A 23330-nucleotide genomic window follows, 5' to 3' on the forward strand; every position below is an offset into this window, starting at 1 on the left:
ATCAGCACCTTTTAATCTTCCAGCGACTACTTGAAAATTTCTCCTAACCACACACGCGGGAGAAAAGACATGGAAAACAGCCAACTTGATCAATTAAACACCTACTGGATGCAGCAGGTTACCGCCTGGAAAGCATCCGGGCTGCCTCAAACCACATTTTGTAAAAAACATGACCTCATTTACCACCGCTTCATCTATTGGAAACTGAAGTTCGAAGGTACTTCTCAATCGTCACCGTCAGTCACTCAAGGTAGCGAATTTGTTAAAGTACTCCCCGGAGGCTTCGGTTTTCAGCAAGCGTCAGGTCTAACAATTAATTTCCCAAATGGGATGACTGTTGACGGCCTCTCGGACACTAACTTTGATTTGGTGTGCCAGCTCATTAAGCGTCTATCATGACGCACTACTTTCGCCCCAGTTACGAGATGCCCGCCATTTTTCTGTATCGCGATCCCGTTGATTTCCGGAAAAGCATACGAGGGCTTTCAGCACTTGTCGAACAGGAGTTGGCGCATAATCCATTTGACGGTGCGCTTTATGCGTTTACCAACCGACAGCGCAATAAAATCAAATGCCTTTTCTGGGAGAATAATGGTTTTGTGCTCTATTACAAATCCCTTGCTGAAGAAAAGTTTCGTTGGCCTCGCCATGGTGAAGACGTCATTTCTCTTTCCGGTCAACAGATTAACTGGCTGCTTGATGGTTATGACATTAGCCTGATGAAAGGGCATAAAAAACTGCATTATGAATCAGTGTTTTAGCGTCTTTTTATCGCTCGTATGCTATAATTCGCGCTATGAAAAAGGCGATAAAAACTCAGCAAAATCAACGCAATGACGCGGCTCCAACTGTTCAGGAGCTGCTTGCGTTGTTAGCCGAAAAGAATCAAAAAATTGAGGAGCAAGATCGCCAACTCGAAGAAAAAGACACCCTCCTCAACGCCCAGCAAAAACACCTGGGCGACAAAGAAAAACTCATCAACAAGCAGCAAAAGACTATCCAGCTAATGGAAGAACAATTGCGTCTGGCCACCTTGAGAAAGTTTGCTGCCAGCAGTGAAAAGATGCCCTGGCAGGGAGACTTCTTCGATGAGGTCGAACTGGAAGAAGCGCTTGTTGAGTTGGAAGATGACGTTCCCGAAGAAGATCGGGTGATTCCACGTAAGAAAAAGCGAAACCGTGGCTTTTCCGACAAACTCCCCCGTGAGCAGATCTTTCTGCGTCTGTCCGATGAAGACAAAGCGGATGCTATCAAAACCTTCTTCACTAAAGTGAAAGAAGAGCTGGAGTTTATTCCTGCTCAGTTGAAGGTCCTCGAATTTTGGCAGGAGAAGGCCGTCTTCGAGGATGATGGCGAGGAATCCATCATCGCGGCCCAACGACCAACTCACCCATTGGGAAAGTGTTTTGCTACCCCTTCTTTACTTGCTCACATTGTAACAGCCAAGTATGCCGATGGCTTACCACTGTATCGTACCGAAAACATCTTAAAACGGTATGGTGCCGATGTGAGTCGTACCAATATGGCTAACTGGGTAATCCGTCTGGAGAATGTATTCAAGCCGTTGATCAACCTGATGCGGGAAGTCCAACTTGAAAGCGATTACCTGCAAGCTGATGAAAGCCGAATACAAGTACTGAAAGAAAGCGGGAAACCCGCCACCTCTGATAAGTGGATGTGGGTGGTCAGAGGTGGGCCACCCGATACCCCGGTAGTGTTATTTGAATATGATACATCGCGTTCCGGTGACGTGCCTGTTCGACTGTTGGAAGGTTTTTGTGGTTTCCTGCAGACAGATGGTTATGCAGGCTACAACAAAGTGTGCGAAGAAAATGACATTATCCGCATTGGTTGCTGGGACCATTGCCGGAGAAAATTTGTTGAAGCTGTTCGTGCAGCGCCCACAAAAAAGAAAGGCGCCAAACGAAGTAAGGCAGAACAAGCCGTGTTGCAAATACGAAAGCTTTATGCCGTTGAGAAGTCCATAAAAGAGTTGGATGTATCAGAGAAAAATCGTATCCGGCAGGAAAAGAGTTTACCCTTGCTTGAAGAGTTCAAGCTGTGGCTGAAGCAGAACAAAGGCAAAGTGCTAAAAGACAGCCAAACATACACCGCCATCAATTACTGCTTAAATCAATGGGATTATCTAATCGCTTATTGTGAAGATGGTCGTCTTAATATCAGCAATGCATTGGCAGAAAATGCTATCAGACCTTTTGCCGTAGGAAGAAGAGCCTGGCTTTTTGCCGATACGCCTAAAGGTGCTTGCGCAAGTGCAGCCTGTTACAGCCTGGTAGAAACAGCAAAGGCAAACGGGCTGGAGCCATATGCCTACATACGACACGTACTATTGAACATTGCCGATGCTGATACCGTAGAGAAATTAGAAGCACTCTTGCCTTGGAATGTTGACCAGGAGCCTTTTTCAAAAAATGTGCCGCAGTATGGTTAGGGGTTAGTAGGCGGATTTATTGGCGCTTACAGTACTCTGCAACAAAAGTGCTTTTGATCTTTGGAGTATTTTTCTGGTACTGCAATTTTGTCAAAATCTTTATTTTCCTGCATTTCACTGAATGAGCCAGCAGCGGCATAAAAATCATAAAACGGTATATAATTTTTCTCATTTGCGGCATCCTCATTTTTATTGATAAGAGGAGGCTCGGTTTCTAGTGCTTCTTTTTCTTTCAGATATTGATACATTTCGTCTGTAACAGGGGGGGACAAACTGAAAACAAAGTTAACCACTGAAACAACTTTCCCATTGTCAGTATTCATTGAGGTTTGCTTAACTTTATCTTTTTCGGGCTCAACTTCACCCATGTAGTAAAATTCAATGCCTTCATCGTTATTTTTTTTAATAAATAAGGGCAACCTAATTCTTCCCTTATTGCCAAGTATCGATTGGACATCGTTACTTTCTAGCTTCCTGTTCGATTTAGACATCCATGAAAACTCTTTATTATTAATAAATTCATCTTCATATTTAGTTGATTCTGAAATATCTTCGTCTTTATGATAATTTACAAAGATGGGGCAATGAGAGTTATCAGGGCTAACAAGATAGCCACCAACATTTTGTGCTACTGGGTTTGTGTCTACATTTAATATTCTAAAAACATCTTTTCTTGAATACTTCTCATACAAAACAAAACCATTATGAAAACTGTTATGTTTATTAATTTCATTAAATTTGTTGATTGAGTAATTGATAGTGTCTTGGAAATACTGCTGAAATATATTGTTATTAAGCAATAGTTTAAACTCAGCGGTTAACTGAAAAGAGCCTTTATTAAGGTTTAATATATTGATGCCGTGAATTTCATTAAGGGTGAGTAGCTTTCCTTTACTTTTTTCACGTATGAATTTTAAGTTAATATTATTTAGGCATGACTGAATAGTTTGATCTGAAACTTCATAACCATACTTATCAGCTACGATATTCTTTATTTCTTTAATCGTGCAAGTCTCACGCTTTAACAACGCATTTAGAATTAAACTTTCTTCAACTCGTTTGCCGTTGTTTACTTCAACAGAAAAGAACTCAAGTAATTTCAGTCCTTTATCAGATATTGAATGAGAGAAGTCATTTTCAACTTTAATTATAAAATTTAGAAATGATTTTGAGTATTCTATGTAAAGAAACGGGTCGCGCGCGCCATGCTTAACAAAATCCATCATTAGTGGCACTCGGCCAAGCTTATACTTTAAAAGAAAATAATCCTTTTTTAAGTCTGTAAGCATTTTCATATTTGCAGAGTCGATTGAAGCAAAAATTCTATTTTTTGAAATAGCATCAAAATTGATTGTGGAGCTTCCAGGTATAAGTTTGCTACCACTTGCAATTGATCTTCGTAAAACATCTTTGTTATAAGATGTATTGCCATATAGAGCGACTGGGATAAGGTAATTATTGTTATAGTTACCAATAAAATCTATTACTGTTAGGTATCCTTTTCCGCCACTTTTGCGCAATCCTCTTCCTAACTGCTGAACAAAAATTATTGCTGACTCAGTAGGGCGAATCATTATAATTTGATTTACTTTCGGTATATCGATCCCTTCATTAAAAATGTCGACAGTGAAAATATAATCCAGTTTTTCTGATAAATTATCGGACTCTAATAACTGAATAGCATTAGCTCTTTCATCTTCCGAATTATCACCAGACAAAGCAATTGAGCGAAAGCCATTCTTATTAAACATCTCTGCTAAATTCTTAGATTCGTCATTACGAGAACAAAAAACGAGGCCTCTTGTTATGCCGTTATCAGTGCCATAAAACCTAGCATTATCAATAATATGATTAACTCTTTCTTCTGAGGATAAGAATGCAAAGTTTCGTTTATCTTCTAGCTCTTTTCCATCAACAAATAGGTCGGTCACACCGTAATAATGGAAGCTGCTTAGCATGTCCTCTTCCATTGCTCTATTTAAACGAATCTCATAAGCAATATTATGATCAAATAAGCTAAATATATCCTCTCCATCAGTTCTTTCAGGTGTCGCTGTCATTCCTAATAAAAAATTTGGTGTGAAATGATTTAATAGTCGTTTATAAGAGCTAGCACCTGACCGATGAGATTCATCAATTACAATATAGTCGAAATGATCGTGCAGAAAGTTTTCTAGGTTGGTTTGTTTTGAAATAGTTTGTACAGTTGCAAATAAAAAATCACGTTCTAAATCTTTTTGGGAACCCGAATATATCCCCACTGTTTTATCAGTACCAAAAATATTCTTAAATGTTTCCATCGATTTTTCAGCAATAGTCCGTCGATGTACCACAAATAATAAACGCTTTGGCTTAAATGCTAATACATCAAAGGCCGATAAATAGGTTTTACCTGTTCCTGTAGCTGAGATAAGAAGTGCTTTTGTTGCGCCATTGCGTCTTAACTGTTTAATATTTTTAAGCGCTTCTTTTTGCATGGAATTGGGAGAAATTTCAATGCTTAATATGTGATCATCATACTTTTTTCTCAGTAGCTTTTGTTTATCATACGTACTCTGGTATTCCTCAATAAATGCGCTTGTAACAGGTGTCCCGCTTTTGAAGTCAAGGTTAAATTCATCAATAACTGTTTCAACGATTCTACTTCCATGCAGGGCAGAAACTTGAAGGTTCCACTCTTTATTTGTCGTTAGTGCTGATGAGGTAAGATTGCTACTTCCTATGATGAGGTTGTGGTAGTCCGTTCTTTTGAACAAATAACCTTTTGAATGCGAGTTTTCTTTGGTGGCAATCCGAAGATCAATATTGGTAAATCTAAGAAGCTTTCTAAGTGCTTCAGGATCCGTAAAGTTTAAATATTGAGAAACAACTATTTTTCCTTGAATACCTCGACTTTCAAGCTCTTTCAATGTATTCATTAAAACTGCAACACCACTAGTTGTAACAAATGCAACTGAGATAAAAAATTCATCGCAAGACAACAACTCACTTAAAATGGATGGTAGAATTTTTTGTGGTGGGTTCTTTTTATTAACCAATAGCGTTGGTTGATATAGTTCTTCCGAATTTATTTCTTTATCTATAAATCCGGTTTGTAAACTTTGATGCAGTTTATCTAATATCATTTAGATTAGACTCTTATATGGTATGTTTTTGCAGTTGTTTAACTATTGGAATATCAGCTGCAGCCCAATCAAGCTTCCCTAATTCTTCTACCTTAAGCCACTTATGATCAATATGTTCCGTTAGGACTACCTCTTTACTGTCAACTAAACAGATATAGGAGTGCATCGTTATGAAAAAATCAGGGTATTGGTAATTAACTGTATGGAAAAATTTTGGTTCAACAATATTGAGTTTTAATTCTTCTTTAATCTCTCTGATTATTGCATCTTCTTTAGTTTCTTTAATTTCAATCTTTCCGCCAGGAAATTCATATTTATCTGAAATGTATTCAAACTTTGCTGCCCCTCGCTGTACGCACAGTATTTCATCACCGCACTTTATAATTGCGGCAACCACATCAATTTCTTTCAAAATATCACCTATGTATATGAAGTAAATGGGGATTATAGCAAATAATAGTCATTATTATTTTTTGTCCAAAACTTCTTTTTAGTAGTTTTGCAATAGCTTTCCTACGTTTTCTTTGAGTTTCTCGGGCGTACCTAAATCTATATAAAATAAAACTGACTATCAGTTGCATAGCTTGTAACCACTGGTCAATTAGCGCTGCAAAGTCACTGTCTTGTGGCACATGTGCAAGTGCTGGGGCTTAATAATTTCTTCTGCTTGTAGAAAGACGTTGGATTTATTGTTCATCATTCGCTACTAAAATTCTTGTTAAGGAGAGTCAGAAAAGCTGCTTTTATTCCATCCCCTGACAAGGGGGTGGCTAGGAGTGGATTTGAGTTGTCTAAAAAACGCTAATACTAACAGTCAGGTTTGAACAATATATGCATCAAGAGAGAGATTTTAAAGGTTCGTATTGCTAATGAATCAAACACAGTAGGCAGATAAATGCCCAGATCATGCAGCTTTCTGAGGGTGTCTGTAACAATTTGTCCCAGAGTTTACATGGTGACCTAAGTAATCAATGTAGTATGGGCAGGATTGGTGAGTGGCTAAATGGTGCAATACAGCAAACGAAGTGTGAGGCAAAGAATGAATGTGAACTTATAACCCCTTTATATATTGGAAAATAAAAATATAGTTTCTCTGAAACATTAAACATTAAACGCTGATTGTTTCATGGCTTGCTCGGCTCGGCTGATCCCGAGGCGCTTAGCAACGGCTTGCCATTGTTTAACCGCCATTAATACTTCATCGTAAATTTGCGTGGCTTGGGGTTGAGAAAGTCGGAAGAAGTCTTTTACGTCAAAGGCTAATGGGTAGTCTAGAGCGTTGTCTGTATCGGTAATATTTAGATGCAGGCCGTGTTTACCCACTATCGGGTTTAAATCATAAGCGGGTGATAACTTCCAACCATTCTTTGTTAATAAAAAACCATGATTACGCAGGTGGTCATCCGTATTGGACACCGCAATATTAAACACGATGCGACGCCATAACTGTGCTAAATCTGCTTCTGTTTGTGCACCTTGAGTAGAAAGGAATTCAGCAATCTCTAAGTAGCTGGCACCTTGAGATTGTTCACCATCATAGTATTGAAGCTGTGTCATGGCCGATGAGAAATGCAGTCGTTGATCACCGTCGCGGTCAAAGCGTTTTGTTAAAAAGGTATGATGCCGAGAGGAAAACTGCCTAATCTCACTTGGAAACATGTCAACACCTGCCGCCAAAGCCAATTCATAACAGACCATCTCCCACGCCCCTACATCATGGGTATCATTTAGATTGGGAAACTTAGCAATCCACAATTGGCCTTGTTCATCTGTCACACAAGCCTTGGGCCTTGCACCACCTAATGATGAGCCTGGAGAAATCAGCATCTTCAACCAGTGATAATACTCGTCACTGTCGATGTTATCATCTTTTTCAATCTGCATTGCAGCGTGCTCCAACTCTCGCAGAGAAGCCATTGGCGGCGCAGCAAATTCGGCATTATTGTCTAAAAAAGCATCCGACCCTACTCGCTTAAATCGAATACCACCCATCCGGTAAGAGTCATGTACGCCTAGCAGGTAATCTAGCTCGTTTAATCGACTTGTTGCTCGAATGCCTTTGCGCGCTTCAACGGCCGCACGCCGCTGCATTAGAATACGTCCCCATCTATCAGGCGATGAATCAAGAAATGCACGGAAGTTTTTATCGGCTTCGTCATTGTAGAGGTCACCGGAGTGAAGCGTCAGGATTGGGTCAATTTGCAAGCGATAGGCTGAGGTTAAAAACGCTTTATCGTAGGCAAAGCTAAACACGCCACCTCGGCTTGAATCGCTGTAAGAAAGCTGCCCTATTAGCAAAGGCACTTCAATTGGCTGCCAGTCGGCATAGACTTCGACAATTTCACGGCTCATCTTGAACCTTCTAGCAATTTTATATTTTGCAGTTTGATACCAACTTCATCATGAGCGGCCATTTCTGCAAAATTACTTTCCATACCGAGGACGGCCATAACCTTTAAGTAAGTGCCTATGGCAACGCCCGGATCACCAGCGAAGACTTTGTTTACGGTTTTATGATCAAAGCCCGTACGTTCACACAGCAGCTTTTTTGTATAACCTCGTCGTTTCATCGCCAACAACAAGTCCTCACCAAAATGAGTCAGGATCTTGCGCTGCTTTGGAAACAACACATTGTGCAAATTACGCTTAGCCATATCACCAACCTAAGGGGCTATATTCCCATTATTCAAGCATTAATAGGAATATAGTCCAACCCTGAAGTCCAAGCAACTCTAAAATATAAAATAAGGGACTATATTCCCGTTTTGCTGATTATTATTGGAATAATATCCCTCTTTTAGGTTTTGTTTGCGCGTTGGCCAAGCTATGTTGACGGAAATCGTGCTCGATACAGCTTTTCTCAATATGCTGCTATATGATACTGGTTTCGACCGTTCTGTTTGGCGGCATAAAGTGCTTTATCCGCTTTAGTTAGTATATTCTCTGGAGATGTTTGTGTCGAAGAGACACCAATGCTTATGGTCAGTGTTTTGTTGAATTGAGAGTAGTCATGCTTAATCTTGAGTTTTATGATTGCCTGCAATAGCTTTGTACAGACCGTCTTAGCTTCATGGGGGGTTGTGAATGGTAAAAGTACGACGAACTCTTCACCTCCATAGCGTGCAACGAAGTCTGTTTTGCGGCTAAGGGTTGATTGAATGCATTTTGCTATCGTTTGAATAACTAGATCTCCCTGCTCATGGCCATATAAATCGTTATATTGTTTGAAGTGATCTATATCGATCATGAGCAAAGATAGAGTTTTGTCTTCTCTTCTAGCGACTGAAAGTTCAGAGATGAGTCTTTCGTCATACGCTCTACGATTTGCTATTCGAGACAGAGGGTCGATGCGAACGAGGGTTTCTAACTCTTTATTGGCATTTTTGAGAAGGTCTTGGGTGTTTTTGAGTTCTGTAATATCGAGGTGGGTTCCTATCATCCTTTTCGGAACGCCTTTGCTTTCCCACTCGATGACTCTGCCGGTATCGTAAACCCAGATCCATTGACCGCTTTTATGCTTCATCCGAGATTCGCAAATATAGTAATCTGTTTTACCTGACCAATGATCATTTAATAAACGCTCAGACTCTTTCAGATCTTCCGGGTGGGCGTACTTTAACCAAGTATCAATGCTAACAGGGGATAGCTCTTCAAGTGTGTAGCCTATAATGTTGGCCCAACGCTCATTAAATATCGTTTCGTTAGTTTGAACATACCAATCCCAGATACCAACACCTGTGGCGGCCATAATTAGCTCTAGTTGTGCTTCATGTGATTTAAGCTCGGTGATTTCCTGTTGGAGCGCTTTAACTTCAGCTTTAAGTGACGCTATTGTGTCTGGCATGCTTAACTTACCATGATCCCTTGGGACATTAATGGCTCGATGTAGATATTTGGATATGCTTGAAAAACAGACCCTATAAGGTAGAACGATAGTAGGGGGTGTTTGATATGGCAAGCAGTGTGCCCTAGCATCACGCCTTGTCCACTCAAGAGGACTACAGTTGTCTGAAATGGCTACTAACCTGAGATAGTTACTAATCTGGCATAGTTACTAACGCGGTTTGAGGCTTTAAATCGTTTGGCGTTAAACGTTTTAGCCGTCATAAAGTGGGTGTGGCGAGATTATTTCGAACGTTGATATTTAGGGCTCACGACCGCAAACATTGAGGCTATGTGGCATTCCCACTACAATAGCCTGATGGGTCGTACTGATGATGAAATACGCGGTATAGTGACGACAGGCAATGAAAAGAAATAATGGGATTAAGTATGACTGAGATTAATACTCAGGGACGCGGCACACTTTATATAGTCTCTGCTCCTTCTGGTGCAGGTAAAACCAGTTTGGTAAAAGCGCTAACCGATTCAGACTCTGATGTGTTGGTGTCGGTGTCTCATACCACCCGTGCTATGCGACCCGGTGAAGAAGACGGTGTTAATTACAACTTCGTGAACCAAGAACAGTTTTTAGACATGGTCGCAAATAGTGACTTTTTAGAGCATGCCGAGGTTTTTGGTAACTATTACGGCACCTCTCAATCTTGGGTTGAGAGTACGCTGCGAGCAGGTCGTGATGTTATTTTGGAAATTGACTGGCAGGGCGCTCAGCAAGTTCGGCGTTTAATGCCTGAAGCACTCAGTATTTTTATTGTTCCTCCCAGCAAGCAGGCGTTGCAAGAGCGGCTTGATAGTAGAGGGCAAGATTCAGCTGATGTGATTGACGGGAGAATGAAAGAGGCGGCTAGCGAAACGAGCCATTATGCTGAGTTTGATTACTTAATAGTGAATGACCAGTTTGAAGAAGCACTAAGCGACTTAAAGAGTATCTTGCGTGCGAGAAGGATGCGTATTGAGGCCCAGAAAGAAAAAATAACTTCAATTTTGCAGGATCTATTGTCATAGGTGGGCATAGTTAGGTAAACTAGCCCGTTAATTTTTTGGTAATTAAGTATTTTAACCGGGGTTCCCTGATGGCAAGAGTAACTGTAGAAGATTGTCTAGAAAACGTAGAAAATCGCTTTGAATTGATTATGGTCTCTACAAAAAGAGCTCGTCAGCTCGCAACGGGTGGAAAAGACCCTATGGTTGAGTGGGAAAACGACAAACCGACCGTGGTTGCGTTAAGAGAGATTGCAGAAGGGTTTATCGATAAGTCGATTCTGGATGATCACGAAGTCGATTAATTTTTATTTGAAAAAACATGTAGTGTAATTATAGTATTCACTATATGGAGCGTTTATAAAAAAACCCGAATGTTCCCCATTCGGGTTTTTTTGTCTGGATGTATTGTTCTCAAGTAGATATAGTTCTGGAACAGATATCGTTTATTATTAGATATAGTGATCCAATATATATAGGTAGTCCTCAATTAAATACCTCGAAAGCTGTTATTTTTCGGTGTGGTGCCTCAGATGGTTTTCGGGAATTGTCGTTAGTTTTTTGTTGAGCCCAAAGGGCAGGAGTCTGTGTGCCAGAGATTGATGCTTTTACTGAAGGATTGAAAGAATATCTGGATGATCAGGCAGTCAATTTGGTTAGGCAGGCGTATATTTGCGCTGAAAAAGCTCATGAAGGACAGTTCCGCAGAAGCGGCGAGCCCTATATTATCCACCCTTTAGCGGTGGCAAAAATTCTCGCTGGCCTGCGGATGGACTCCCAAACGCTGATGGCCGCACTACTCCATGATGTCATCGAAGATACCGATGTTGCCAAAGAAGAGCTGGCTGCACAGTTTGGTGATGTGGTTGCGGAGCTTGTCGACGGGGTCAGCAAGTTAACTCAGATAGAGTTCAAGTCTAAAGCTGAAGCGCAAGCCGAGAACTTCAGGAAAATGACCTTGGCCATGGCCAAGGATATTCGCGTTATTTTGGTCAAGCTGGCAGACCGTCTTCATAACATGAGAACGTTAGGGCCTTTACACCCAGAAAAACGCCGCCGGATAGCCACAGAAACCCTCGATATCTATGCGCCTATTGCCAACCGGCTTGGTATCAATAGCATTCGTATTGAACTGGAAGATCTTGGCTTTGCTGCACTGTATCCCATGCGGGCAAAATATATCCGTAAAGCGGTGCAAAACTTAAGGGGCAACCATCAAGAGATTATCGGTGAAATAAAGCGACGGCTAGAGGAGCGGCTTTCTGAGCGAGACCTTGAAGGCGTTATTATCGGGCGGGAAAAACACCTTAATAGCATCTATCAGAAGATGAAGTACAAGCATAAGTCATTTCATGAAATCATGGATGTTTATGCGTTCCGGATAGTGACCGACAATGAAGATAGCTGCTACCGAATTCTCGGCGCGGTACATAGCCTGTATAAACCTCTTCCCGGCCGTTTTAAAGATTATATTGCGATGCCAAAAGCGAACGGCTATCAGTCGTTGCATACAACGCTATTTGGCATGCACGTCAATATCGAAATTCAGATTAGAACGACCGAAATGGAAGCGTTGGCGAACAACGGTATTGCTGCCCATTGGCTGTATAAGTCAAGCTCGCCGGATGTTGCTGCAGCCAGCCAGGTTAGAGTTGACCGCTGGGTTAAAGGCTTGATGGAGATGAGGGAGCGCTCTGACGACTCAATGGAGTTCATTGAGGATGTTAAAATAGACCTGTTTCCAGATGAAATTTACGTCTTTACCCCAAAAGGAAAAATACTGGAACTGCCCGCCGGTGCAACGCCTGTCGACTTTGCGTATAGCATTCATACCGATATTGGCAATGCCTGTGTCGCATGCCGAGTTAATAAGGTCCTCTCTCCACTCAGTGCGCCATTGCAAAGCGGGCAAACCATCGAAATAGTGACGGCGCCGGGTGCCAAGCCGAGTATGTCCTGGTTGAGTTTTGTGGTGACGGGTAAGGCCAAGAGTGGCATCAGGCACTTTTTGAAAGAGCAAAAACAGAGCGAGTCATCTGAGCTGGGCCGCCTGCTGCTGAAAAAATCACTCAACAGCTTCGGCAAAAAGTTATCTGACATCCCGAAAGAACAGATTAAACGTGTTGTTAAGCACAATAAAGTGAGCAGCTTTGACGACATCTTGGAAGAGATCGGGTTGGGCAGTCGAATGTCTTACATTGTTGCTCGGCAGCTTGTGCCGCTGGATGATGAGCAGGTTGAAGCTTCAGAAGTGGGACAGGATGAAGATTCATCGACTCTCACGATTAAAGGTGCGGAGGGTTTGCTGGTTAGTTTTGCTCACTGCTGTAAGCCTATTCCTGGAGACCCGATTGTGGGTGTTATGGGAAGCGGCAGTGGCCTGATGATTCACACTGAAAACTGTAGCAAGTTGAACGCAAAAGGCCGTAGCAAACAGAGTGGAAGTGAGCAGGGAGGTTTAATCGCGCTTGATTGGGCCAAGGATATTACTGATGAATTCTCGGTTGTGCTTAAAGTTGAACTTGAGCGTCAAAGAGGCATTATTGCTGAACTCGCATCGGCGGTGACCATCGCAGATGGCAATATAGAAAAAATTAATGTTGAAGAGCAGAGTGCCAAGCATAGCGTTATCAGTTTGGTTATACATGTTCAGGGTAGACAGCACCTTGCTCGTGTAATGAGACGAATAAGAAATATGAGGGCTGTTATCAGTATTGCCCGAGTTAAAAATTGATACGAGCCTGCTATAACTTCGCGTGACTAAGCGGACGTCGTGCGAATTAACTTTAAAGATAATGATGAAAAAGGATCTTGGGGATCACTATGAGCAATAAATCCATTATTCAGACAGATGACGCACCGAAGGCAATTGGCACATACTCACAGGCGGTGAAAGTGGGGCAGACTGTTTATTTGTCGGGCCAGATTCCGCTTGACCCTGCTTCAATGGAGCTGGTTCAGGGTGACATTTCTGTTCAAATACGACAAGTATTTGATAACCTCCAAGCTGTATGTAAAGCCGCTGGCGGCGATTTGAAGGATATTGTGAAGCTGAATATCTTTTTGACCGACCTTGGCAATTTTGCAACGGTTAACGAAATCATGGCGACCTACTTTCCAGAGCCATACCCTGCCAGAGCGGCGGTAGAAGTGGCTGGCCTGCCGAAAGGTTCTCAGGTAGAAATGGATGCGATTATGATCGTCGGTTAATAGGTCAGAAGTCGTGAGTTAATCAGGTTTCAGCTACGCTCACGGCGGATACAGATCGCCAATAAAAAAGAAGATAGCTTTGATCAAGCCTCTTCTTTTTTTATGCGGGCAATCATCTCACCATACCCCTCTCTATACGTTGGGTACTTAAATTCAAACCCGCTATCTATTAGGCGTTTGTTGCTGCACTGTTTGCTGCCCGCTCGCCTTTTACCCTTACTGGCGGGTTTATTTTCTGAGCTAGCAGATATATTAAGCTCTTTTGTCATCCAGCTAATGAGATCCTTCATTCTAACAGGCTCTGAGTCACTTGCCAGATAGCATGCTTCAACGTTTTTGCCGCTAATATCCTGCTCGATTAGGTGCTTCAAGACTCTGACGCAGTCATCTTCATGAATTCGGTTGGTGTAGGCTTGAGAGTTTGCGTTTGCACTTCCGTTTTTAACCTGCTGCAACAGCCGAGTTCGGTGGCCCCCATATATGCCGGAAAAGCGAACGTTGGTGGCAGGTATCCCGCTGTCGAGCGCAACTTGTTCGGCCTCAAGCAGACGTTTCCCTGAAAAGCCACTGGGCTCAACCGGGCTATCTTCATTAACCCACTGATCGTCATCTTGATGGTAAACACTGCTGCTGGAAACAAAGAAAAGTCTTTTAGGTGATATGGATGACTGTTTCAGCTCATTAATCAGGTTGGTTAAGCCGTCAACGTAAATTTGCCTGTATGCTTCGTCGTTAAATGTGCCTGCTGTGAGGCAATACACAACATAGTCGATAGATGAGGGCAGCTTGCCTTCCAGGCTCGCAGGGTCTGTAACATCTGCTGAGATACCTTTTATTTCGGGAGGTAACAGAGAGGCATTTCTTTTTAGCCCATAAACCTCATAGTGTGAAGAGAGCGCCTGCGCGAGTTTAAGTCCTATATTACCGCAGCCGGCAATCATAATATTATTGGGCATTCGTTTATTCTCCATTGCACTTGTCATGTTCTGGAATTATCCTTGAAGCCAAAATAAGCCCCTTGTGAATAGGATTATGACACTCACAGAACTCAAATATATTGTCACATTAGCCGCAGAAAAGCACTTTGGAAGAGCCGCCGAAAAGTGTTTTGTTAGCCAGCCAACACTGAGTGTTGCGGTAAAAAAATTAGAAGAAGAACTCGGTGTCACGCTGTTTGAGCGAAGCAAGGGGCATATTACGGTAACTGAGTTGGGCCAGAAGCTGGTGCAGCAATCACAGAAAGTTCTTGATCAGGCTGGGCTGATAAAAGATATCGCGCAAGAAGGTAAAAACCAGCTGGCCGCACCGCTAAGAGTTGGCGCGATCTATACTATCGGGCCATACCTGTTTCCCCATCTGATGCCTGAATTGCGACGTGCTGCGCCATCAATGCCGTTATATATCGAAGAAAACTACACGCAAGTATTACGTGAAAAGTTAAGGCACTCAAATCTGGACGTGATTTTGGTCGCGCTTCCGTTTGAAGAACCGGAAGTTGTGACGCTACCGCTGTATGATGAGCCTTTTGTAGTGCTGCTGCCTAAAGGGCACCCCTTGACCCGGTTCAGTGAATTAAGCAGCAAGCAGCTATTAAGCGATAACTTATTGCTGTTAGGGCCGGGGAACTGCTTTCGCGACCAAGTGCTTGAAAGTTGTCCTGAGTTGATGAACGCTGTCAGTGTTTCGGCTCAGTCAGGTGAAGGTGCCCCCAAACTTATAACAGAGGGCAGTTCGCTTGAAACCATTCGTCATATGGTGGCGTCTGGGTTAGGCATTACTGTTTTACCGCTATCCGCCGCATCCGTCGGGCAGTATGCCAGTGAAATGATGGAGACACGACCTTTTGTCGCGCCCGTGCCATACAGAACTGTTGGCTTGGCTTGGCGGGTAACGTTTCCTCGGCCAAAGGCTATTGATATTGTTGCGATGGCGGCGGGGCAGTGTCGAGTTGCTGAGCAGGTGTTAAGCGAAACGGCCTGATACCTTTATTGATGGAAGATGTCATTATTAATAGGTGATACTCTCGGATGAGAATACAGGGCGGCATGAGAATAGTGGGTGAGTAGCATAAAGGGTGATAAAAATAGATGGCAACACTCGATGATGTCTCGGTAACCGCTCTAAAGGGCGTTGGCGCGAGCCTGGCTGGCACGTTGGCTAAGCTGGGTATTGTCTCGGTGCAAGACCTATTGTTTCATCTACCACACCGGTATCAGGATCGAACACGCATCTTGCCGGTTGCCAGCTTGCGGGTTGGAGATCAGGGGGTGATTGAGGGGGAGGTCACAGACAGTAAAGTTGTTATGGGCCGAAGACGCAGTTTGCAGGTTTCTCTAAGAGACGGCAGCGGTTTGATTGCGTTACGTTTTTTTCACTTTAATGCGGCGCAGAAACAGCAGATGTCAGTGGGCACTAGACTGCGCTGCTTTGGTGAAGTTCGGCGAGGCCGAGCTGGGCTGGAAATATATCATCCTGAGTATAAAGTGGTGTCCGGTGAGGCGCTAATGCCTGTTGACGATATGCTAACGCCGGTATATCCACTGACTGAAGGCATCCAACAAAACCGTATCCGCAGTCTATGCCAACAAGCGTTGAGCTTGCTTGATCGTTACGAAATAAAAGACTGGATACCCGAATCTGTTCGCCAAGAGTACCAGTTCCTAAATATTAACGATGCCATACGTTTTTTACATCACCCTCCTGTCGACGCGAATCAGCATCAATTGTTGGACGGCAGCCACCCCTGCCAGCAGCGGCTGATTTTTGAAGAGCTATTAGCGCATCATTTCAGTTTGCTGCGTCTCAGGCGGGAGATGCAATCCCACAAAGCGATACCACTCCCGCCAGCAGATGATCTTGAATCAGCCCTATTGGCGCCGTTACCTTTTACGTTAACCGATGCGCAGTTGCATGTATCGGCAGAAATCAAGTCAGACATCCAGCAGATGATCCCCATGTTGCGACTGGTGCAAGGTGATGTTGGCTCTGGAAAGACGATTGTTGCCGCTATTGCCGCACTTCAGGCGGTAGGTAGCCACTGCCAGGTGGCGCTGATGGCACCTACCGAGATTTTAGCCGAGCAGCACTGGATCAACTTTCAGCAGTGGTTGCAGCCAATGGGCATATCGATGGCGTGGCTATCTGGCAAAAGCAAAGGAAAACAACGTGTCGAAGCTCTTGAACGAATCGCTAGCGGTGAAGCTCAAGTGGTGATAGGCACCCATGCACTATTTCAGCCAGACGTCAGGTTTCATAAATTGGCATTGGTGATTATTGATGAGCAGCACCGCTTTGGCGTGCATCAGCGTTTGGCGCTGAAAGACAAAGGCGCTTCAGGCGGATTCGTTCCGCATCAGCTTATTATGACCGCTACACCCATCCCCAGAACGCTGGCGATGAGCGCCTATGCAGACTTGGATACCTCGGTTATTGATGAGCTACCACCAGGAAGGCAGCCGATTGAAACGGTTGTCATTGCCGATACCCGTCGTGATCAGGTCATCAGCCGAGTCCGAGAGGCCTGCCTGGAAGGCCGTCAGGCCTACTGGGTTTGCACCCTGGTTGAAGAGTCAGAGGCCTTGCAGTGTCAAGCAGCAGAAGTGGCAGCGGCTATGTTAACCGAACAATTGCCTGACTTAAAAGTGGGGCTGGTGCATGGGCGAATGAAGGCCAACGAAAAATCAGCGGTGATGGATGCGTTTAAAGAGGGGCATTTAGACCTGTTGGTCGCCACGACGGTCATAGAGGTGGGCGTTGACGTGCCCAATGCCTCGTTGATTATTATTGAAAACCCTGAACGACTGGGGTTGGCGCAGCTACACCAACTGCGAGGCCGGGTTGGGCGAGGCAGTACCGCCAGTTATTGTGTCTTGATGTATCACCCGCCGCTGTCGCAAAATGGTAAAGAGCGGTTGAAAGTCATGCGAGAAAGCAACAATGGCTTTGTCATTGCAGAGAAAGACCTCGAACTGAGAGGCCCAGGCGAAGTACTAGGAACCCGTCAAACCGGTCTGATGCAATTCAGGTTGGCGGAATTAGAGCGAGACAAACAGTGGTTGCCTGAGGTTAAAGCACTCGCGCCATCACTGATGAACAACCATGTTATTGTCAACGCGTTGATAGAACGCTGGTTAGGGAATAACGTGCAATATGGAGCGGTTTAGCTATAGTTGATCTAAACTAAAACAAAGAGCCACTCTCTTCGGCAAATTAGATCTTTCAGGCATAGCATTTTAACGGGATGCCAATTTTCGTGAGACAAAACAAGAGCAAAATATAAGATGATTCCCAGTGCAGTGAGTAACATAATCGAAAATACTAACCGTGAGTCCGGTGCACCGGCCAATGCAACGCCATTAACACTGGTTGAGCCACAGCAAGCCCCTCAGGATAAAGTTGTTAAAATGGTGCTGATGCATGATGTGTTAGGGCGCATGCAAGTTATTCTTCCAGCCACCAGTTTACTTGACGTTGATAGCTTAAATACACGTCTGGGTAGGGACTTAGTCGCGCTGGCGCCAGACGATCTTGATAGTTTACGAGCAAAATACAGTTTAAGTTCGCTTCCCGCACTGCCAGGCATCACAGGGCTGCCTGCAGTGGTGGACGAAACCGTTTTATCAATGGACGTGGTTTATCTGGAGTCCGGTGAGCAGGGTCAAATGATTAAACTGGATCAGCAGGTGTTTGCTGACCTTCTGACTGATGCCAGGCAGGAGTCATTCTCAGTCCCCATTGCAAGCATTGATCTTAACCGTAGCGATACCTCGCAAGATCTTGAGCAAATCCACGATGCGATTAAAAAATTCACCTATCTTCGCATACAGCAGCGCCTTGAAGACACGTTAGAAGTCCCCCCATTACCGCAGACCGCGCAACGAATCATCCATCTAAGGGTCGACCCTGAAGCGGGCATTAATGACCTGGCTGATATTGTTGAGGCAGATCCAAGCTTGTCTGCGCAGGTTGTGAGCTGGGCTTCATCTTCGTTCTATTCAGCGCCGGGTAAAATAAAGTCGGTGCATGACGCCATTATGAGAGTGCTAGGTTTCGATTTGGTCATGAATTTGTCGATGGGCTTAGCGCTGGGGCGCACACTCCAGTTACCGAAAGAGCAGCCGGAGGGGTATACCCCATACTGGCAACAGTCTATGTGGATGGCGACGGCAACGGGTGCGTTAATTAATATGATACCCCGAGAGCATCGCCCTGGTTTTGGCTTGGCGTACCTATCCGGCCTGTTACACAATTTTGGCTATCTGGTATTGGCTCATGTATTTCCGCCGCACTTCTCGCTGATGTGTCGCTACATAGAAGCAAACCCTCATGTGGACTCGTCGTACGTTGAGCACTTTTTGCTTGGCATTACCCGAGAGCAAGTGGGCAGCAAGCTCATGGCGGTATGGAATATGCCGGAAGAGGTTATCGTTGCCTTAAGGCATCAGAAGAATGCAGGGTTTGACGGTGTTAATTCTGATTATTCCAATATTCTTTTTATTGCACGTAACCTGCTAAGCGAACGAGGCTTGTGGGTCGGGCCGACACAGCCGATTCCCGATGAACTATTTGAGCGTTTGCAGCTTGACCCTGAAAAGGCCAATGAAGCGATTGATGAGCTGATCGCAGCCAAAGATGAAATTTTGAAAATGGCAGGGATGTTGGAAGAGGGGTGACATCGATATGAGCGCTGTTTACTAGATAATTAGCTGTAGCAGCCAAGACTTGACCTGGCAGATTTGAGTGGAGTCTCGATCTTGCTTGGCAATAATGGCTCTTTGGAAGCATGGTCAAACAAGATTTCTCCACTACATTCCAGGTTACTAAATAGTCATTCCCGCGAAGGCGGGAATCCATGCAATGCCCTCTTGATTACCCTATGACTTGCTCCCAAAGGTCAGTCCAGCTAGGATTTTGTTGATTTATTAAATTTAATTTCCATTCTCTGCGCCACTTCTTCAGTTGCTTTTCTCTTAAGATTGCGCCGTGAATATCTGAATGAATTTCATAGTAAACCAATTTATCCAAGCCATACTTGCTTGAAAAACCTTGAGTTGCTTTGGTTTTGTGTAGCCAGACTCGCTGGATTAAATTTGAAGTTACTCCGATATAGAGAGTGCCGTTTTTCTTGTTCGTGAGAATATAGGTTGCTGGTTGGTGTGCCATCCTTGGCCTCCGAGTTATATTTGAGGCATAGGAGTTTAATGGATTCCCGCCTTCGCGGGAATGACTATGGAGCCTAGGGAATAGCTATAGGGCCTGGGGAATAACTAAAGAGCCAGATGAACCACCCCTCAATTTTCTTCCATATCTTTTCATTTGCTAATGGTTTAACCGCCTTTTTTTGACTATCTTTAAGGTGAGAGCTTTGCACAATTACTGAGCTTTTTAGTCATTCTTTGCCTTGTCTTTGTTTAGCTCGCAATGTTGTGAAAAGCCCTTAAGGTGTAATATGAGCCATTTGCGGGAGGGTGTGATAATGGATAAGCTGATATTTAATCAGGCAAGCATTTTCCATCTACAGCAGTTAGAGTTTCAATATAGAAAGCGGTTTGGCAAGCGGTACCGGTTGGCTGATGAAGCATCAAGAAACGAATTAATTAATGCCTCTTCAGAGTCAAATGACCGAATTATCCAGAAGTACTTTCGGCAGTTTTGCCACGAGCTTGAGCCTTCGCTAGTCGAGGAGTTAATCGTGCGCGGAGTGGTTAAAACGCCAGCGTTAAAGCACTGAGCCTGCGTTTAGCAAAGCGTTTTTTACCGCTGTCTTGGCTGTTCAAGCAACTAAAAATACCGCCGCGATGTTGCCGGAGGGCTGTTTAGTGCTGGGTTTTGTTGGTGCCAAACGGGTAATCGCGAATCGCTTTTGAGGCGTCTATAATCTCTTGCTTGAAGCTTTTTTCCAGCTCAAAGCGCTCAGCATCCAGCTTACGTATCAATGCCTTGTCTGCCTGTTTTCTGGCTTCGTGGGTCGGCATATGTTCGGTGGCGTTGTACATCATTGAAAAAACATTGAACGGTGCCTGGTCATGAAGCTCTGGAGCGACATGGTCGAGTAGCACTTTTATGCGGATGCAGCCTTCAGAAAGCTCGACCTGCTCTTCAATCATGCAGAGCGCTATAATCTTAATGCTCTCGACAGCTTTCTTTTGTTTCTCTAGCTGCTCTTCTTCCTGAGCCTTCTTAGCAGCCTCCACTTGTTTGATGAATTTCCATTTTTTTATGATGAAAAGTACCAGTGCGGTCGCAATCAGCGCGCCGATAACAATACCGCCCCATATAATACCGTTGTTCATTTGATGTCTCGCCAGTTGTTAGTCAGGAATAGTCGGATTGTAATCGTAAAGGTGTCTTGTATGAAAGGCACCCTATGGAAGCATCTGAGGCCAAATGGTAACAGGGATTGCCTGTAAATTCCGAAGCATTCGCGACATGAATAAGAATTATTCGCATTTATTTAATAGTCTGGTATGATGCGCACATCGTTATTGATAATCATTATTATTTAAAATGTGAGGAATCTGATGTTTCGTCGATCCAAAGTGTTTACCGGTGTGGTTGCGGCGGTTGCAGCCATGTCATCGCTGCCTGCTTTAGTCAGTGCATCACCGACTGTAGAAGTAACCGACTACCGCTTTAATTCAGGCGCCAGTATGCTGGCATATACCGAGTTTGAGTTATCGGGTGAGCCGCTGGCAGAAAGCCTGGGCTTGGATTTGGATGTTTTAGACCCATCGACGCTTAATCAGCCAACACGCTTTGATTATGTAGCTGGCATCGAGAGCTACGAGTACTCGGAAGAAGCCATGTATGCGCTCAATTATCAGTCCAGAATGGGGCCGCACTTGGTTAATGGGCCGCTAAACAAAGCGCGTGGCGGTAAAATGGAAAATCTTGGCAGTCGTTTCGTTGAGCTGGCAAAGTCCGTAGCGTACCCGCCTGAAGAAATTCCTTTAAATCTATACCCTATCTCTCTTCCTTACCGAAGTGGTTTGCCTGAACTGGCAGAAGCGGTTGATATGACCACTGTAAACAAAGACGAGCTTGAGCTGACGGATGCCAATGGAAAAACCTTAAAAACCACCGCTCTAATCCCTGCATATTACCGTGACTATAAAACACTTGGCTGGGTAAAAAGTGAGCGAGAGCTGGTAATTGAGCCTGCGGCAGTCGGCGGAATTCTGTTAAAAGAGGTAATGTGGTCGCAGGATTTCTTAGGCGGCATGCACGTCATCGAAAGTGATGAGGAAGTGGAAGCTGAATCTGCAAAAATGGATCAGGACGGCAAGCACGCGCTGGGTGTTTCGGCAGTTGATGGCATGAACGGTGTAATTCTGACCGAAATGTCTGTTGATAAAATGCTGATGTTGCAAGACCAGTTGGGCTTCGATGGCAAGCAGTTAGGGGTTAAAGTAACGCCTGACTACGACCCAACCAAACAGCCTGTGTGGTTCCCGCATGCGATTAAGGTTGATGAAACCGAGCAGAACGGTGTTAATGCGCTTGGCAAGCTTTCAGTAACGGCTTCAGAATCAACACTCCGTGATACCTGGATGCTATTGTGGCCAACCAGCGAATACTTTGCATTTACCGATCAGCGTAGTGCGAATACCGGTCAAAACCCGGCATTCCGCGCCGTATTTGATGGTCAGCCTTTCGCCGCGGCGCCAGCGAAGAATGTTGATGCCAGCAGTGGCAACGATGTTGCGGCAGCGGATGGGTTTTCATTAGCCAGCAATCTCTCTTCAATGCTGTTCAAGAATATTGATGCGTTGCACTTTAACAACAAGGCAGGCACCTTCGTTGACCGTTTCGATGGCAAACAAGGTGACCACGTTACGACCTATGATGCGGCCTACTCAATTGTTGCGTTATCAATTTTCCAGCGCGCGCAGGATGCACTTCCTGTTGGTTATGCGTCAGCTGAGGCCAGTGACCTTGATCTAAAAACCGCGCAAGGTAAGCGCGCGATAGAGATGATTCAACGTCAGGCTGAATTTATTGTTTCGAAACTGAGAGCCAGCAACGGGTTGGTGGCCGATGGTGCGACCGTATCGGGCAAGCAGGATAAAGCTCAATCACTGGACGCTCAGTTTGCCGCTATTCGTGGTCTGTCTGCTGCCTTTATTGCAACGGGTGATACACGCTACAGAGACGAAGCCCGGGCATTATATGTGGCAGTAGAGAAAACATACTTTGATGCCGAACTGGGTACTTGGAGCTTGAAAGGTGGTGTAACCGAGCAGACGCCATGGACTGCGGCGGCAATATCAGGCGCACTGCGTGAAACGATGTTGCACCTAAAAAACAGCGAGGGCGAAAAAGAGGCCTCTCTGGAGCTAGCCACGCTGGTTGAGCGTTATACCACATGGTTCCGCACCGTAATTAACGGTAACAGCACAGAGCAAGGGTTGCAGTTGGCTGAGTGGATAGGTGACTCAGGTGAAAACGTAATCGAAGGCAAAGGCGGTGATACTGACGCAGATAATGTGCCTCAAGTGACTGCTGCAGGCGGGAAGCATGGTCGTGCAATGGTCTTTGCTGGAAAGGTTCGCGTTTCTAAATAACGCATGAGATGACAGCAGCTTAGATACTTAAGGCTGTAATCGCTACGGTGAGCATGGAAGTGCTCGCCGTTTTGTTGTTTATGGCGTGTCGTTTTTATC

At 44.4% G+C, this 23330-nt stretch carries 19 protein-coding genes and 1 pseudogene; 12 read left to right on the forward strand and 8 right to left on the reverse strand.

Annotated features, from left to right (window positions below):
- Positions 1 to 69: 69 nt before the first annotated feature.
- From tnpA to tnpC, 3 genes are read left to right on the forward strand one after another with little or no spacing between them, the layout of a single operon-like run.
- A complete protein-coding gene (gene tnpA, locus MY523_RS20005) occupies positions 70 to 399 on the forward strand; it encodes an IS66 family insertion sequence element accessory protein TnpA (protein ID WP_250656444.1) in 330 nt (109 codons plus the stop codon).
- The gene (tnpB, locus tag MY523_RS20010) at positions 396 to 761 is read left to right on the forward strand and encodes an IS66 family insertion sequence element accessory protein TnpB (protein ID WP_250656445.1); all 366 of its coding nucleotides are present in this window, start codon (positions 396 to 398) and stop codon (positions 759 to 761) included. The genes tnpA and tnpB overlap by 4 nt, the downstream gene beginning before the upstream one ends.
- Positions 762 to 796: 35 nt before the next feature.
- Positions 797 to 2452 (forward strand): IS66 family transposase, encoded by a 1656-nt coding sequence (gene tnpC / locus MY523_RS20015; protein ID WP_338021696.1) that lies wholly within the window; start codon positions 797 to 799, stop codon positions 2450 to 2452.
- A 26-nt stretch (positions 2453 to 2478) separates the two neighbouring features.
- Here the strand turns inward: tnpC and MY523_RS20020 are convergent, their stop codons facing one another.
- The 5 genes from MY523_RS20020 to MY523_RS20040 form a co-directional block, all read right to left on the reverse strand.
- Entirely contained in the window at positions 2479 to 5577 is a 3099-nt protein-coding gene (locus MY523_RS20020; RefSeq protein WP_250656446.1) for a DEAD/DEAH box helicase, read from the reverse strand.
- A 13-nt stretch (positions 5578 to 5590) separates the two neighbouring features.
- Positions 5591 to 5989: a (deoxy)nucleoside triphosphate pyrophosphohydrolase gene (locus tag MY523_RS20025; RefSeq protein WP_250656447.1), complete on the reverse strand. Its 399-nt coding sequence runs from the start codon at positions 5987 to 5989 to the stop codon at positions 5591 to 5593.
- 689 nt (positions 5990 to 6678) lie between these two features.
- Positions 6679 to 7929 (reverse strand): type II toxin-antitoxin system HipA family toxin, encoded by a 1251-nt coding sequence (locus MY523_RS20030; RefSeq protein WP_250656448.1) that lies wholly within the window; start codon positions 7927 to 7929, stop codon positions 6679 to 6681.
- Positions 7926 to 8231: a transcriptional regulator gene (locus tag MY523_RS20035; protein ID WP_250656449.1), complete on the reverse strand. Its 306-nt coding sequence runs from the start codon at positions 8229 to 8231 to the stop codon at positions 7926 to 7928. Before MY523_RS20035 ends, MY523_RS20030 begins: the two co-directional genes overlap by 4 nt.
- A 206-nt stretch (positions 8232 to 8437) precedes the next feature.
- Positions 8438 to 9421 carry a sensor domain-containing diguanylate cyclase gene (locus tag MY523_RS20040; protein ID WP_250656450.1) on the reverse strand — a complete coding sequence of 328 codons (984 nt, stop codon included), beginning with the start codon at positions 9419 to 9421 and terminating at the stop codon, positions 8438 to 8440.
- 428 nt (positions 9422 to 9849) lie between these two features.
- Between MY523_RS20040 and gmk the strand changes: the two genes are divergently transcribed.
- From gmk to ridA, 4 genes and pseudogenes are all read left to right on the forward strand, one after another.
- Entirely contained in the window at positions 9850 to 10482 is a 633-nt protein-coding gene (gene gmk / locus MY523_RS20045; protein ID WP_250656451.1) for a guanylate kinase, read from the forward strand.
- Positions 10483 to 10550: 68 nt separating this feature from the next.
- A pseudogene (rpoZ, locus tag MY523_RS20050) lies at positions 10551 to 10754 on the forward strand (DNA-directed RNA polymerase subunit omega); the annotation flags it as partial.
- 293 nt (positions 10755 to 11047) lie between these two features.
- Complete coding sequence (locus tag MY523_RS20055; RefSeq protein ID WP_250656453.1) at positions 11048 to 13192, forward strand: RelA/SpoT family protein; 2145 nt, start codon at positions 11048 to 11050, stop codon at positions 13190 to 13192.
- Between the two features lie 89 nt (positions 13193 to 13281).
- Positions 13282 to 13668, forward strand: coding sequence for a RidA family protein (ridA, locus tag MY523_RS20060; RefSeq protein ID WP_250656454.1), 387 nt, complete (start codon positions 13282 to 13284; stop codon positions 13666 to 13668).
- An 83-nt stretch (positions 13669 to 13751) separates the two neighbouring features.
- Here the strand turns inward: ridA and MY523_RS20065 are convergent, their stop codons facing one another.
- Positions 13752 to 14624 carry an NAD-dependent epimerase/dehydratase family protein gene (locus tag MY523_RS20065; RefSeq protein WP_250656455.1) on the reverse strand — a complete coding sequence of 291 codons (873 nt, stop codon included), beginning with the start codon at positions 14622 to 14624 and terminating at the stop codon, positions 13752 to 13754.
- A 76-nt stretch (positions 14625 to 14700) separates the two neighbouring features.
- On the opposite strand from MY523_RS20065, the gene MY523_RS20070 reads away from it, so the two are divergent.
- From MY523_RS20070 to MY523_RS20080, 3 genes are all read left to right on the forward strand, one after another.
- Complete coding sequence (locus MY523_RS20070; protein ID WP_250656456.1) at positions 14701 to 15648, forward strand: hydrogen peroxide-inducible genes activator; 948 nt, start codon at positions 14701 to 14703, stop codon at positions 15646 to 15648.
- Between the two features lie 107 nt (positions 15649 to 15755).
- Complete coding sequence (gene recG / locus MY523_RS20075; protein WP_250656457.1) at positions 15756 to 17831, forward strand: ATP-dependent DNA helicase RecG; 2076 nt, start codon at positions 15756 to 15758, stop codon at positions 17829 to 17831.
- Between the two features lie 117 nt (positions 17832 to 17948).
- On the forward strand, positions 17949 to 19340 hold the full coding sequence (locus MY523_RS20080; RefSeq protein WP_250656458.1) for an aminoacyl-tRNA deacylase and HDOD domain-containing protein: 1392 nt from the start codon (positions 17949 to 17951) through the stop codon (positions 19338 to 19340).
- Between the two features lie 196 nt (positions 19341 to 19536).
- On the opposite strand, the gene MY523_RS20085 is transcribed toward MY523_RS20080, so the two are convergent.
- Positions 19537 to 19830, reverse strand: a complete 294-nt coding sequence (locus MY523_RS20085; protein WP_250656459.1) for a GIY-YIG nuclease family protein — start codon at positions 19828 to 19830, stop codon at positions 19537 to 19539.
- A 313-nt stretch (positions 19831 to 20143) separates the two neighbouring features.
- On the opposite strand from MY523_RS20085, the gene MY523_RS20090 reads away from it, so the two are divergent.
- Positions 20144 to 20398, forward strand: coding sequence for a hypothetical protein (locus MY523_RS20090; protein ID WP_250656460.1), 255 nt, complete (start codon positions 20144 to 20146; stop codon positions 20396 to 20398).
- Positions 20399 to 20483: 85 nt separating this feature from the next.
- Here MY523_RS20090 and MY523_RS20095 read toward each other — a convergent pair whose 3' ends face one another.
- Positions 20484 to 20960: a DUF2489 domain-containing protein gene (locus tag MY523_RS20095; RefSeq protein ID WP_250656461.1), complete on the reverse strand. Its 477-nt coding sequence runs from the start codon at positions 20958 to 20960 to the stop codon at positions 20484 to 20486.
- A gap of 228 nt (positions 20961 to 21188) precedes the next feature.
- Here MY523_RS20095 and MY523_RS20100 point away from each other — a divergent pair, with 228 nt between their 5' ends.
- Complete coding sequence (locus MY523_RS20100) at positions 21189 to 23231, forward strand: hypothetical protein (protein ID WP_250656462.1); 2043 nt, start codon at positions 21189 to 21191, stop codon at positions 23229 to 23231.
- The last annotated feature ends 99 nt before the right edge of the window (positions 23232 to 23330 follow it).

The organism is Alkalimarinus coralli (assembly GCF_023650515.1).
Lineage (GTDB): Bacteria > Pseudomonadota > Gammaproteobacteria > Pseudomonadales > Oleiphilaceae > Alkalimarinus > Alkalimarinus coralli.

Coding starts and splice junctions, on each gene's coding strand:
- MY523_RS20070 (WP_250656456.1), top strand. CDS start 14,701: ATGACACTCACAGAACTCAAATATATTGTCACATTAGCCGCAGAAAAG.
- tnpA (WP_250656444.1), top strand. CDS start 70: ATGGAAAACAGCCAACTTGATCAATTAAACACCTACTGGATGCAGCAG.
- gmk (WP_250656451.1), top strand. CDS start 9,850: ATGACTGAGATTAATACTCAGGGACGCGGCACACTTTATATAGTCTCT.
- MY523_RS20090 (WP_250656460.1), top strand. CDS start 20,144: ATGGATAAGCTGATATTTAATCAGGCAAGCATTTTCCATCTACAGCAG.
- MY523_RS20095 (WP_250656461.1), bottom strand. CDS start 20,960: ATGAACAACGGTATTATATGGGGCGGTATTGTTATCGGCGCGCTGATT.
- MY523_RS20065 (WP_250656455.1), bottom strand. CDS start 14,624: ATGCCCAATAATATTATGATTGCCGGCTGCGGTAATATAGGACTTAAA.
- MY523_RS20100 (WP_250656462.1), top strand. CDS start 21,189: ATGTTTCGTCGATCCAAAGTGTTTACCGGTGTGGTTGCGGCGGTTGCA.
- MY523_RS20035 (WP_250656449.1), bottom strand. CDS start 8,231: ATGGCTAAGCGTAATTTGCACAATGTGTTGTTTCCAAAGCAGCGCAAG.
- MY523_RS20080 (WP_250656458.1), top strand. CDS start 17,949: ATGATTCCCAGTGCAGTGAGTAACATAATCGAAAATACTAACCGTGAG.
- MY523_RS20020 (WP_250656446.1), bottom strand. CDS start 5,577: ATGATATTAGATAAACTGCATCAAAGTTTACAAACCGGATTTATAGAT.
- tnpB (WP_250656445.1), top strand. CDS start 396: ATGACGCACTACTTTCGCCCCAGTTACGAGATGCCCGCCATTTTTCTG.
- recG (WP_250656457.1), top strand. CDS start 15,756: ATGGCAACACTCGATGATGTCTCGGTAACCGCTCTAAAGGGCGTTGGC.
- tnpC (WP_338021696.1), top strand. CDS start 797: ATGAAAAAGGCGATAAAAACTCAGCAAAATCAACGCAATGACGCGGCT.
- MY523_RS20085 (WP_250656459.1), bottom strand. CDS start 19,830: ATGGCACACCAACCAGCAACCTATATTCTCACGAACAAGAAAAACGGC.
- MY523_RS20040 (WP_250656450.1), bottom strand. CDS start 9,421: ATGCCAGACACAATAGCGTCACTTAAAGCTGAAGTTAAAGCGCTCCAA.
- MY523_RS20030 (WP_250656448.1), bottom strand. CDS start 7,929: ATGAGCCGTGAAATTGTCGAAGTCTATGCCGACTGGCAGCCAATTGAA.
- ridA (WP_250656454.1), top strand. CDS start 13,282: ATGAGCAATAAATCCATTATTCAGACAGATGACGCACCGAAGGCAATT.